Annotated in this window: 11 protein-coding genes; 5 read left to right on the top strand and 6 right to left on the bottom strand. The window is 60.5% G+C overall.

Annotation, left to right across the window (positions count from 1 at the left end):
• Nucleotides 1-214 precede the first annotated feature (214 nt).
• Nucleotides 215-3,097 (top strand): PA14 domain-containing protein, encoded by a 2,883-nt coding sequence (locus ABIB60_RS13710; protein ID WP_354580629.1) that lies wholly within the window; start codon nucleotides 215-217, stop codon nucleotides 3,095-3,097.
• Nucleotides 3,098-3,187: 90 nt separating this feature from the next.
• Here ABIB60_RS13710 and ABIB60_RS13715 read toward each other — a convergent pair whose 3' ends face one another.
• Nucleotides 3,188-3,895, bottom strand: a complete 708-nt coding sequence (locus ABIB60_RS13715; protein ID WP_354580630.1) for a head GIN domain-containing protein — start codon at nucleotides 3,893-3,895, stop codon at nucleotides 3,188-3,190.
• 250 nt (nucleotides 3,896-4,145) lie between these two features.
• Here ABIB60_RS13715 and ABIB60_RS13720 point away from each other — a divergent pair, with 250 nt between their 5' ends.
• On the top strand, nucleotides 4,146-4,616 hold the full coding sequence (locus ABIB60_RS13720) for a nuclear transport factor 2 family protein (protein WP_354580632.1): 471 nt from the start codon (nucleotides 4,146-4,148) through the stop codon (nucleotides 4,614-4,616).
• Nucleotides 4,617-4,715: 99 nt separating this feature from the next.
• Here the strand turns inward: ABIB60_RS13720 and ABIB60_RS13725 are convergent, their stop codons facing one another.
• The gene (locus tag ABIB60_RS13725; protein ID WP_354580633.1) at nucleotides 4,716-6,773 is read right to left on the bottom strand and encodes a M13 family metallopeptidase; all 2,058 of its coding nucleotides are present in this window, start codon (nucleotides 6,771-6,773) and stop codon (nucleotides 4,716-4,718) included.
• Between the two features lie 94 nt (nucleotides 6,774-6,867).
• On the opposite strand from ABIB60_RS13725, the gene ABIB60_RS13730 reads away from it, so the two are divergent.
• Together ABIB60_RS13730 and arfB are read left to right on the top strand one after the other, a co-directional pair.
• Nucleotides 6,868-7,302: a hypothetical protein gene (locus ABIB60_RS13730; RefSeq protein ID WP_354580635.1), complete on the top strand. Its 435-nt coding sequence runs from the start codon at nucleotides 6,868-6,870 to the stop codon at nucleotides 7,300-7,302.
• Between the two features lie 208 nt (nucleotides 7,303-7,510).
• Complete coding sequence (arfB, locus tag ABIB60_RS13735; protein WP_354580636.1) at nucleotides 7,511-7,918, top strand: alternative ribosome rescue aminoacyl-tRNA hydrolase ArfB; 408 nt, start codon at nucleotides 7,511-7,513, stop codon at nucleotides 7,916-7,918.
• Nucleotides 7,919-8,069: 151 nt separating this feature from the next.
• Here the strand turns inward: arfB and ABIB60_RS13740 are convergent, their stop codons facing one another.
• The 4 genes from ABIB60_RS13740 to mgtE form a co-directional block, all read right to left on the bottom strand.
• Complete coding sequence (locus ABIB60_RS13740; RefSeq protein ID WP_354580638.1) at nucleotides 8,070-8,330, bottom strand: hypothetical protein; 261 nt, start codon at nucleotides 8,328-8,330, stop codon at nucleotides 8,070-8,072.
• 12 nt (nucleotides 8,331-8,342) lie between these two features.
• Nucleotides 8,343-8,807 carry a hypothetical protein gene (locus ABIB60_RS13745; protein WP_354580639.1) on the bottom strand — a complete coding sequence of 155 codons (465 nt, stop codon included), beginning with the start codon at nucleotides 8,805-8,807 and terminating at the stop codon, nucleotides 8,343-8,345.
• 28 nt (nucleotides 8,808-8,835) lie between these two features.
• On the bottom strand, nucleotides 8,836-9,753 hold the full coding sequence (locus ABIB60_RS13750; RefSeq protein WP_354580641.1) for a magnesium transporter CorA family protein: 918 nt from the start codon (nucleotides 9,751-9,753) through the stop codon (nucleotides 8,836-8,838).
• Nucleotides 9,754-9,828: 75 nt separating this feature from the next.
• Nucleotides 9,829-11,214 (bottom strand): magnesium transporter, encoded by a 1,386-nt coding sequence (mgtE, locus tag ABIB60_RS13755; RefSeq protein WP_354580643.1) that lies wholly within the window; start codon nucleotides 11,212-11,214, stop codon nucleotides 9,829-9,831.
• A 261-nt stretch (nucleotides 11,215-11,475) separates the two neighbouring features.
• Here mgtE and ABIB60_RS13760 point away from each other — a divergent pair, with 261 nt between their 5' ends.
• A complete protein-coding gene (locus tag ABIB60_RS13760; RefSeq protein WP_354580644.1) occupies nucleotides 11,476-12,291 on the top strand; it encodes a cyanophycinase in 816 nt (271 codons plus the stop codon).
• Nucleotides 12,292-12,318: the final 27 nt, after the last annotated feature.

The raw sequence follows: 12,318 nt of genomic DNA on the forward strand, positions 1-12,318 counted from the left end.
TATGGCTGAATCCTGAATATATAATAAACCGCATATATAAACCAGCTTTACGTCTTTGCACAGGTATTACCCACTTGCAGCCAACACGGAATAATGTAAACCATATTATTTAATTAATACAATAAAAAATAAATAAGTTGCAAAATAATAAATTGTTGCTACCTTCAATGTTATGAATTGTATTGTCTTTATTATATAAAATCATCTTAAGATGATGAAAAGCTCCTCTTTCCCGCATTTTAAATGGGTGATTCGCTTGGTAGCGGCGGTAAGCCTGTTTGTCAGTACGTTTGCCAGCGCGCAAGCCCCCGGGTGTAGCGGTACCGACCCCAGTGGGCAGCCGGCCAGCAGTGGGCTGTACGCGGAGTATTACCGGGGCTATTTCGAAGATGATCCGGGCTTTTTCTCCGACAACAACCACCCCGTAGGCCTACGCCGTACCGAGCCGGATGTGAATTTCACAACCTCCGCCAGCTTCGGCAACCTACTGCCGTTTTCCGATGGCTCGGCCCAGGACCCCGAACGGTTTAGCCTGCGCCTGCGCGGGAGCCTGAACCTTGCCACGACCGGCAGCTATACCTTCTACCTCACCGCCGACGACGCGGCCTACCTCTGGCTGGATAATGCCGCGCTGGCGCTACCACCAGCGGTAAGCGCGGCGGCTATCAACAACGGGGGGCGCCACGCGGCTACCACTCGTTCAGTAACTCTTACGCTCCCGGCGGGGCAACATAACGTGCTGATTCTGTACGGGGAGGACTGCTGCGAAAACACGCTGGTGTGGGAGTACGAAGGCCCGGGTATTGCGCGGCAACCAGTACCAACCAACGTCCTGTGCACAGCGCTGGTGGCCCAGCCTTCGGCTCCCAAGGGCATCAGCTACAGTCCGGCTGCCCGGGCCCTGCCCACAGGAAGTACGCGCAGTTCCGGTACACCGGTAGTAGATGATGGCGGTACGGCGGTGACCGGATTTGCCCTGAGCAACGCCAGCGACCTACCAGCGGGCATCAGTGTGAATGCCACGACCGGCGTGCTGACGGCTGATGCTACCGTGCCCCAGGGAGCCTACGACGTTGATGTGGCCGTGAGTAATGCCAACGGCACCAGCACCTTCCGCAACGTGTTTCGGTTTCAGGTAACAGCCCCATTGCCCAGTGGCTGTGGTGGTACCGAGGCCGGTGGAGAACCTGCTTCGGCCGGGCTGTACGCGGAGTATTTCGCGGGCTATTTCGATGATAATATGGCCTTTTTTACCAGCGCAACGCCGGGCCTCACCCGCACTGAGCCCACCGTTGATTTTGGCAGTTCGGACAGTTTCGGCAACCTGCTGCCCGTGGCAAGCGGTACCCCGCAAAACCCCGAACGGTTTAGCCTGCGCCTGCGCGGGAGCTTGTATATTGCCACGGCTGGCAGCTACACCTTCTACCTCACGGCCGACGACGCAGCCTACCTCTGGCTGGATAATGCGGCGCTGGCTGCGCCGGCCGTGCGCGCCGATGCTACCATTGACAACAGCGGCCTGCACCCGGCTACTACCGTTGCCGCAACCATAACGCTAAGCGCCGGCCTGCACAACTTGCTACTGCTCTACGGCGACAATGCCCAGGATAACGTGCTTCGGCTAGAGTATGAAAGTGCTGGCTTGGGCATTGCCCGGCAGGTGGTACCCAGCACCGCGTTCTGCGGCTCGGTGCAGCCGGCTTTGCCCTTGCCTACGGCCCTGCGCTATTCGCCCAATGCCCTGCGGGTAACTGTACAAACGCAGGCGGCCTCGGCAGTACCGGTTGTTACCAGCGCCTCGCCAGTTACCAGCTATGTGCTTACCAATGCCGCCAGCCTGCCCGGTGGTATTACCATCGACGCCAGCACCGGGCAGGTGCTGATTGATGCCACCGTACCGGAGAATACCTACCAGCTGGATGTAGCCGCGCGCAATGCCGGGGGCAGTGCCGTGTTTGTGGGGGCCCTGCAGGTGCAGGTAATTGCCCGCTCGCCCGCGGGGTGCTCCGGCCTTGATGGGGGCGGGGTGGTAGCTTCATCGGGCCTGTACGCAGAGTTCTTCCCGGGCTATTTCAATGATGATCCGACCTTTTTCACCAGCACCGCTCCGGCCCAGAACCGCAACGTGCAGGTACTCAACTTTGGCAGCACGGCCAGCTGGGGTGACCTCACCGGCGCAGCAAGCGGCCCCACCCAGGACCCTAACAACTTCAGTGTCCGGTTTCGGGGGCGCATCACTATTCCTGCTACTGGTAGCTACACCTTCTACCTCACGGCCGATGACGGGGCCTTCCTCTGGCTGGATAATGCCGCGCTGGCTACTACGCCCACGCTGGCCTCGGCCACCATCCAGAACGGCGGCATTCACCCGGCTACTACAGTTACAGCAACCGTGCAACTCACGGCGGGCTTGCACGATATGCTGGTGCTGTACGGAGAGGCTACTGGCAGCAACACGCTACGGCTGGAGTACGCCAGCCCGGCGGCCGGAATAACCCAGCAGCTGGTACCCGCAGCAGGCTTGTGTACTACCACCTCCAACGCCCCGCTACCCGTTACGCTCACCCGGTTCGGGGCAGTTTCCCAGGGGGTCGGCATATCGGCTTCCTGGGAAACTGCCCAGGAGTTGAACAGCGCCTATTTCGTGCTGGAGCGCTCCGGCAACGGGCAGGTATTTGAGCCAGTGGGCAAAATAGCCGCGGCCGGCACTACCCAGCAGCACCAGCGCTACGCTTACCTGGATGCCGCTCCACTGCCCGGCATCAACTACTACCGCCTGCGCCAGGTAGACCAAGACGGCACGGAAGCCCTATCGGCGGTGGTGTCAGTAACCTTCCGGGGTGGCCTCGCTGCCCGCGCCACGCTGGCTCCCAACCCCAACCAGGGCACGGTGATAGTGCGGGTGGAGCTGCCCCAGGCTGCGCCGGCTGTGCTGGAACTACTGGATGTCCGGGGGGCGGTGGTGCTGAGGCGCCAGCTACCGGCTGCGCAGGTGCAGGAAACCCCGCTCGACCTGACAGCGCTGCCCCAGGGCGTATATGTGTGCCGCATTACCTCACCTGGGAGCGTGCTTACGCATCGGCTGGTGCGCGAGTAACGCGGGCTGAGTAAGAGCACGAAACACAGTGGGTGCTGCCGGCTAAGCTGGCAGCACCCACTGTGGTTTCTTGGATAGAACAAACGGCCCCTATTGCCGGTGCACGCGGCCACTGCCTACCACCGAGCTTTTCACCTGCGGGTTGCCAGTCACGTACACGTCGCCGGAGCCTACAATGCTGGCCTCCAGCAACTCGGTAGCCTGCACCCGGCAGCCACCCGAGCCGCTGATGCTGATGCTGCAGGTTTTGCTTTGCAGCTTGGGAGCTTGGACGCCGCCCGAGCCGCTCACGCTGATTTCCTGAGTGGGGGCCACGCCAGCAGCCTGAATGGAGCCGGAGCCGGAAAGCGCCGAGCTGATTTTGTCGGCGGTTACGCTGCTCAAAATAATGCTACCCGAACCGCTTACGCCCAAGTCCAGCTTGTCAGCTTTAATGGCATCGGCGGCCTTGATGCTGCCCGAGCCACTTACTTTCAGCGCCTTAATGCTGGGCACTGTCACGTACACCGTTACGCTGCCTTTATAGTTATGCCAATTGTTGCCGCTGGTTTTCTTGGTGCCAATGCGCAGGCTGCCGTTACTTACCACGGTTTCCAGGTACGCCAAATCATCGGCCTCACCTTCTACCTCCACCTTCTGGGGGCTACCCTGGCGAAGTACTACCTTCGTAGAGCCGCCCAGGTTCACGGCGCTAAAGGCCTCTACGGAGCGGGTTTCGCGGGTGCCGGCTACCCGAAAGGCCGACAGTACTACCAAGGCCATGAGCAAAACAGGCAACAGAAACCGGAGCGTTTTCATACGGTGCAGAAGTTAAAGTGAGACATCTGAGGGTATAGATGACAGCCCCGGAAAAACCGTTGCCTATGCGGTGTAATGAATTTGTAAAATGCTGAATAGTAATGCCCAATGCATTTTTGTGGCGTTGATTTTCGTTGCTTGGCCAAGGCAGGCTTACTCGTGTGCAAAGCTCAGTGCCCAGGGAATGAGTGCACAAGGGTTGAGCCTTTTTGGGTAGCTTTGATGGCCCCAATTTCCGGGCGCCCGTCTCATGCATCCGCACCAAGCCCTGCTCAACCGTTTCTACCAGGCCTTCCAGCGCCGCGACCACGCCGGTATGGCCGCCTGCTACCACCCCGAAGCTACTTTCGAAGATGCCGCGTTTCGGCTGAAGGGTATCGAAATCGGGCAGATGTGGCGGATGCTCTGCGAGCGGGGCGGCGACCTGCGCTTAGCTTACAACGACGTGTGGGCCGATGAGCACAGCGGCCGCGCCACCTGGGATGCCCGCTATACTTTCAGCAAAACCCGCCGCAAAGTGCATAACCACGTGCAGGCCCACTTCACCTTCCAAGACGGCCTCATTCGCACCCACCACGATGAGTTCAGCTTCTGGCGTTGGTCGCGGCAGGCGCTGGGGCCGATGGGCTGGCTGCTGGGCTGGTCGGGGTTTCTGCAGGAAAAAGTGCGTAAAACTGCCCGTGAAGGGTTGGAGCAATTCATGGCCCGCCCAAAACAGTAAGCGTGCCGGTCCGGCGGCTTCCAGCTGCCAGAACAAAAGCAAAAAAGCCTTTCTGCACTGCGCAGAAAGGCTTTTTTGCTTCAATTTTAGAAAGTCAGCTTACCAGATTTTCACCCGGGCCGAATCGGGGAGGTAGAGCTTCTGGCCGGGCTTCACGTTGAAGGCTTCGTAGAACTCGGGCACATCGGCGAAGGGGCCGTTGATGCGGAATTGGGCCGGAGAATGCACGTCGGTGAGGATGGCCTGGGCCAGCCGCTCGTCGCGCTGGTGGGTTTGCCAGCCCAGGGCGTACCCCAGGAAGTAGCGCTGGGTGGGCGTGAGGCCGCCAATCTTCTCGCCCTTCTTGTACTGCTCAGTTTTCTTGAAAGCATCCAGGGCAATGACGATGCCGCCCAAATCGGCAATATTTTCGCCGGCCGTGGCCTTGCCGTTGATGTGCAGGGAGTCCAGCACGGTGTAGCCGTTGAATTGGCGCACAATGCCGTTTACGCGCTGCTGGAAAGCCGCCCGGTCCTTTTTGCTCCACCAGTTGCGCAGGTTGCCTTTCTCGTCAAACTGGCTGCCCTCGTCGTCGAAGCCGTGGGTAAGCTCGTGCCCAATGGTGCTAGCCCCGGCGTAGCCGTAAATAATGGCGTCGTCGGCGTTGGCGTCAATCAGGCCGGGAATGGCGAAAATGGCGGCCGGCAGCACAATTTCGTTGTTGCTGGGGTTGTAGTAGGCGTTGTAGGTTTGGGGCGTCATGCCCCACTCAGTGCGGTCGACGGGTTTGCCCAGCTTGTTGAGGTTGTAGCGGTAGGCCCACTCGTTGGCGCGCATGACGTTGGCGGCGTAGGAGCTGCGGTCCACTTTCAGAGAGGAGTAGTCCTTCCACTTATCGGGGTAGCCTACTTTGCGGGTAATTTTGGTGAGCTTCACCAGCGCCTTCTGCTTGGTGGAGTCGCTCATCCAGTCCAGCTTCTGGATATGGTCGCGGAAGGAGGCTACCACGTTTTCAGTGAGGTCCTCGTAGCGCTTCTTGGTTTCGGGCGTGAAGTACTCTTTCACGAACAGCTGACCCAGCATCTCGCCCATGGCATTTTCCTCGGCATCGAGCACCCTTTTCCAGCGAGGGCGCTGCTCCTTGGCACCCTGCAGCACGGTGCCGTAGAAGCGGAAATTCTCGTTGTCGAACTCCTGGCTGAGCGTGCCGGCGTAGGCGTGCACCAGCTGCCACTGCAGGTAGGCCTTCCAGTCGTCGAGGGGTGCGGTGGTGAGCAGGCGGCCGGCTTCCCGGTAGAACTCCGGCTGGCCCACGATGACCGTATCCACTTGGCTGAGCTGCATCTGGGCCAGCCAGGGCTTCCAGCTGATACCGGGCGTGAGCTTATCCAGGCCCGCAACGGCCATCTTGTTATAGTTAGCGTAGGGGTCACGCAAGGCTTCGAGCTTGCGCGAGGAGGCGGCCAGCTTGGCTTCCAGCTGCACCACGCGCTGGGCGTTGGCCTGGGCCGTGGCCGCATCCTGGCCCAGTAGCCCGAACATCTTGGTCAGGTGCTGGCTGTACTCCTTGCGGATGTTGCTGGTGCGGGCGTCCTTGTTAAAGTAATAGTCGCGGTTGGGCAGGCCCAGGCCCGACTGCCAGAGCTGCAGGGCCATTTTCTCGCTGTTTTTGGCGTCCTGCCCCACGTAGTAGCCAATGAGGGCATTCACGCCCAAGGGCTGCAGGCGGGCAATAGTGGCCTGCACGTCCGCCACCGATTTGATGGCCTGAATGCGGTTCAGTTCGGTTTTCAGCGGGGCTACGCCCTGCTTGTTGATGGTGGCGCTGTCCATGCCCGTGGCCCAGAAGTCGCCGATTTTCTGCTGTACCGAGCCGGCAGCGGTGCTGGCCTTAGCCGCGTCTTCGTTGAGCTTGCGCAGGCGGGCGTACACCTCGTTCTGCACTTCCTTGCCAATACCCCAGTTGCTTTCCGAAGCCGGAATGGGGTGGTTTTTAAACCAGGCCCCGTTGGCGTAGTTATAGAAATCGTCGCCGGGGCGTACGGTGGTGTCCAGGTTGGCCTGGATGAGGTCGGGGCCGGTAGCTGTGGATTTGCCGCCGGGTTGGCAGGCCGTGAACACGAGGCCCAGCAGCGGGGCCGCCAGCAGCCAGGGCCGCCGAGTAGGGGAGAGGGTCATGGGAAATGGCAAATAAGGGAAGGCGAATGTAGCGCGAATGGGTTATTTCGCGTAGCGGCAAGGACGCGGCTATTTTTCGGGCCGTTGCTTACCCATGAAACTCCTGCACCTGCTCCTGCTCAACTTAGCCTTGGCCGCCTACCTCACCGGGCTCATCTGGACGGTGCAGATGGTGCATTACCCCGGTTTTGCCTACGTGACGCCCGAGAAATTCGGGGCGTTTCATCGGCACCACACCCGCACCATGAGTTGGGTGGTGCTGGCTCCGATGGTACTGGAGCTGGGCCTGGCCGGGTGGCTGGCCGGGGCGGCCCCGGAGCTGGGCGCGGCCCGCTGGGGGCAGTTGGCGCTGGTGCTCCTGATCTGGGCCAGTACGTTCTTCATTTCTGTGCCTTTCCATAACCGCCTGGCCGCTCACGGCTACAACTACGTGGCCATCGACGGGCTGGTGCGTACTAACTGGCTCCGTACCGTAGCTTGGACCGCCCGCTTCGGCCTGCTGGGCTGGCTGCTGTGGAAAGTTTTGTAGCGCGAAGCTTTTGCTTCGCGTATCGTTGCAAAGTGGTTCGGCGCGGGCGTCCCAGGGCTGAAGCCCTGGGCTAGTCAGCGAAATAAGCCAAAGAGCCATAAAGCCACTCCGTAGCCCAGGGCTTCAGCCCTGGGACACCCGCGCCGCCACAACAACCAACCGTATACCGAGGCGCGAAGCAAAGGCTTCGCGCTATAACCTGCCCCCAATGCTTCCCGCCGCCGCCGACTTCCTGCCCGAACTCCAGTTTCAAACCAGCCGCAGCAGCGGCCCGGGCGGCCAAAACGTGAACAAAGTGGAAAGTCGGGTAGAGCTACGCTTCCGCCTCCTCGATTCTCAGCTGCTTACCGACGAGCAGAAACAGACACTGCTGCAGAAGCTGGCCTCCAAGCTCACCGCCGAAAGCGAATTGCTGGTGGTAGCCCAGGAAGACCGGAGCCAGCTGCGCAACAAGGAAACGGCCCTGCGCAAATTCCACGAGCTGCTCAGCAAAGCCCTCTACAAGCCTAAAGCCCGCCGCGCCACTAAGCCTAGCAAAGGTGCCGTGCGCCAACGCCTGGAATCCAAGAAGAAGCACGGCGACAAAAAAGCCAACCGCGGCCGGGTGGATTTTTAAGGCGAGACGATGCTGTACTCAAGCGCTCAGAACGTCACTCCGAGCGAAGCCGAGGAATCTCGTGCGCTGATGGTAGAATAGTACCTCAGCGTCAGCACACGAGATGCGTCGACAAGCTCAGCATGACCGTTTTGGAGTTTTCAGACACAGTCTAATTCAAATCCAAACCGAACAGGACGCCAAACCAGGGGCGGTGCTGGTAAATCCAGTGGCGGCCGTCGGGGCCCAGTAGGTGGTCGGCCCCCACGGCCAAGCCAAGGTTGAAAATGTGCGCGTCGTAAATAGTGGCGGCCCCGACGTGTAGCACAAAGCCCTCGTAGTCGGTGGTGGCGTGCTGGCGCGTGAAATCGGGCGTGATGACTGAGGAACCCAGCCCCGTGAACAGCCCGTAGCCCAAGCCCGTGGTGCGCACCAGCGGCCGGCGCTACCCGCCCACTTGGCGGTGACTGGTGAGGTGGTAAAAATCGAGGCGGCGCCCCAGGTACAGTGCCGCATTGAAGTTGGAGTTGAGCTGCACCGGCAGGCCGGCCCGAGGCGGACGAATTTTAAACGGAATTGTAAATACGTCGAGGTCGAAGCGGCGGGCGGCCAGCACTACGTGGCGACCCGGCTGCAGCCGATAGTAGAGCGGCATATCCGGCGCTGGAGCCTTGCGGCTAAGACTATCCGGGAGCAGATACAGCGTATCGGCGCTCTGGCGGGCGTACACCGGCTGGCCCAGCGGCAGCCGGGCATGCAGCGTCGCATCGTTGGTTTGGATGGCGCGGTAGCGGCCTTCGGGAAGCGTATCGAGCTGGCCCACGGCGGCGCAGCCGCCCAGCAGGGCCAGGGGGGCAGCCTGCAGTGCGCGCAGGCTCCGGCAGTGAATGGGAAACAGGCGAAACTTCATCAGAAACAGACTATATAAACCTGCTACCTTAAATCCAGCCCTTGCGCTTAAACCACACGTAAATCCCCACCGAAATAACCACCATTGATACGATAGAAAGCGGGTAGCCCAGTTTCCAGGTCAGCTCGGGCATGTAGTTGAAGTTCATGCCGTAAATGCCGGCAATGAAGGTAAGCGGCAGGAAAAACGCTGAAAACACCGTGAGCACCCGCATGGCCTCGTTGGTGCGCTGCGACGACAACGAGAGGTACAGGTTCATCAGGTTGGTGGCGGCCCCGTCGAGCTGCTGGTAGAGCGTTTCCACCTTCACCAGCAAATCCTGGGTGTCTTGGAGCAGCGTTACGTGAACGGTGGCGCTGGCCGTCTGGCGGCGCAGCATCAGCAAAATGTCGCGGGTAAGCAGGAGGAGCTGCTTGGCGGCCGAGGCTTTGCGCTTCAGAAAATACAGGCCCTGCAACGCATTGGGCACTTCCTGCTTCAGAAAGATTTCCGCCTCGTAATCGTCCAGCTCCTTGGTAAGGGTGAGGGCCGGCTGCACGTAGCTATTGAGGGCGTAGCGCACCAAATGAATGGCTACCTCGGCGGGCGTATTGCACTCCTGACCGGGGGCGCGGGCCACGCTTTTCAGTTCACTCAGCACCGGATGCGGCCGGCGGTGCACGGTAATAAGAAAATTGGCGGTATAGAACACGGCAATTTTGGTGCTCAGCTCCTGAATGGTATCGGCCTGAGTGCTCTCGGGCATGCTGAACACCCGCAAAATCACGAAGCTCAGTCCGTTGGTGGCCTCAAACTTGGGCAGGTGCGTCGGTTCCAGGCAGTCACGCACCAGGGCATCGGGCAGGCTGTACTGCGCGGCCACGGCCTCCAGCTCAGCGGCGCTGGGGTTGGTGATGTCGAGCCAGGTAAAGTGCGTTTCCTGTTGGGTAAGCAGCTGTTCGGTCATGAGAGGGGAGAAAGTAGCTGGTTCGATTTTTCCGCCCGCGCCCAAACTGCCGCACTGGCTTCAGGAAGAGGCTGCTTACAGCAGCGTCCCGCGCAGCACAAAAGTGGCCACGGAGAAGTAGATGATCAGGCCGGTAACGTCTACCAGCGTGGCTACGAACGGGGCCGAAGACGTGGCGGGGTCGAGGCCGAGGCGGCGCAGCAACATAGGCAGCATGGCCCCCGACAGCGCGCCCCACAGCACAATACCCAGTAGGGAGAAGCCCACCGTAGTGGCAATCAACTGCCAGTAAGGGCCAAAATAGCCGGGGTCGATGTAGTTGGCCCAGAGCACAATGCGCAAGGCGCCTACCACCCCCAAAATGCTACCCAGGGCCAGGCCCGAAAGCAATTCCCGCCGCATTACCAGCCACCAGTCGGAAAGGGAAAACTCGCCCAGGCTCATGGCCCGGATGATAAGCGAAGTTGCCTGGGAGCCCGCGTTACCCCCGGCCGAGATAATTAGTGGAATAAACAAGCCCAGCACCGCCGCCTTCTGCAAATCATCCTCGAAGTGGTGCATGGCCGAGGTGGTGAGCATTTCCCCAATCAGCAAAATCACTAGCCAGCCGGCCCGCTTCTGCACCATTTTCCAGATGGGCGTGTCGAGGTAGGGCTCATCCAGGGCTTCCGAGCCGCCCAGCTTCTGAATATCCTCGGTGTCTTCTTCTTCCCGGATATCCAGAATATCATCAATCGTAACAATGCCGAACAGCACGCCTTCGTCATTCACCACGGGCAGGGCCACCCGGTCGTTGCGGCGGAACACCTCAATGGCCTCTTCCTGGTCCTGCATAGTGTTGAGCTGCACGAAGCGCCGGTCCATCAGCTCATTCACGCGCTTTTGCGGGTCGGAGAGCAAAAACTCCCGAATGCGAATGTCATCTACCAGCACGCCCCGCTCATCGGTTACGTACAGTACGCTCAGCGTTTCCGACTGTCCGCCGTGGCGGCGAATGTAGTCGAGCACCTGCTGCACCGTCCAGTTTTCCCGAATGGCAATGTAGTCGGGCGTCATCAGGCGGCCCACCGAGTACTCGGGGTAGCCCAGCAGCTCCAGCGTTACCTTGCGCTCCGGCTCCGACAGCGTCTGGATCAGCTCCCGCACCAGCTCGTCGGGCAGAAACTCCAGCAAAGCCGTCCGGTCATCGGGCGACATTTCGTTGAGAATGTCCGAAATTTTATCCTGCGAGAGGTTGGCCAGAAAATGCTTCTGAATGTCGAGGTCCAGGTATTCGAACACTTCCGTGGCCAGGCGTAGGGGCAGCAGCCGGAAGATGATCAGCTGTTCCCGTTCTTCCTCCTGTTCCAGTAGCTCTACTACTTCGTTCGGTTCAAAGGACTTCAGCGCCTCCTTGAGTTTGAAAAACTCGCCCTCCTGAATCAGGGACGTGATGTGGTCGGTAGTTGGGTGCTGATTCATGAACGGCAAGAGGGGTGTTTTTCGCTAGGCAAACAGGACTTGGTGAGGCGGTAAAAACCGGCGCGCAAAAGTAGGCTTTTCAGGGCCGGTTTCCGTGCCCTGCGGCCAAGTTTCTGACCAGTTCGGTGGCCTATACGCGAAACCCAACCGTACGGCCAGGACTTTGCCTGCTGGTAGGCCGGCGCGGGCGGCCCGGCATGGCCGCTGGTTGCCGAATTGCGCGGGCCGCGTACATTTGGCCTTAGTTCCTTCCCGCCCTATATGCCCCATTCGTCTACTGTTCAGCCGCTCGGTACGCTGGTCGCCCTCGGCGGGGGCGACGACGATGCCCTGCTGGCCCTGCTCTGCGACATGTTGCCCAACTCCGGGTTGCCAGTTGAAATTATTACGGTAGCCTCCCGCGACGATGCCCGCTCGGCCCGGGCCTACGAGCGGGCCCTGCGAGAGTTAGGCTGCACCAGCGCCCGGCACCTGCGCATCAGTGAGCACCACCCCGCCGATGCCCCCGACACGCTGCGCCGCCTGCGCAAGGCCGGCCTCGTGTTCTTCAGCGGCGGCGACCAGGAGCGCATCACCGACTTTCTGCTGAACACGGAGTTTCTGCGGGTATTGCAGGAGCGGTATGAGCAGGAACCTGAGTTCATCATTGCCGGTACCAGCGCCGGGGCCGCCGTGATGCCCGAGCTAATGGTGGTGCAGGGCTACGGGTGGCGGGCTTTGCGAAAGGGTGGTATGCTCACCAGCCACGGCCTGGGCCTACTGCCCCGCCTGCTCATTGATCAGCACTTTGTGGAGCGGGGCCGCTTTGGGCGACTGGCCCACGCCCTGCTGGCCCACCCCATGTGCCTGGGTCTGGGTCTGGCCGAGGAAACCGGCCTTATCATTCGCCAGGGGCGCTATGCCGAGGCCTTCGGGGATGGGGTGGTGATGGTAGTGGATGGCCGCCACCTCACCGGCAGCAACCTGGGCCGCATTGGCCGGGGGGAGCCCGTCAGCGGCCAAAACTTCCGGGTACACCTGGTGGTGGCGGGCCAGGTGCTGGACCTCCACTCCCGGGAAGTAACGCTTACCAAGTAAAGAACTCACCTAATGCTGGAGTACGGC

This window comes from Hymenobacter sp. UYP22 (assembly GCF_040547285.1).
Taxonomy (GTDB): domain Bacteria; phylum Bacteroidota; class Bacteroidia; order Cytophagales; family Hymenobacteraceae; genus Hymenobacter.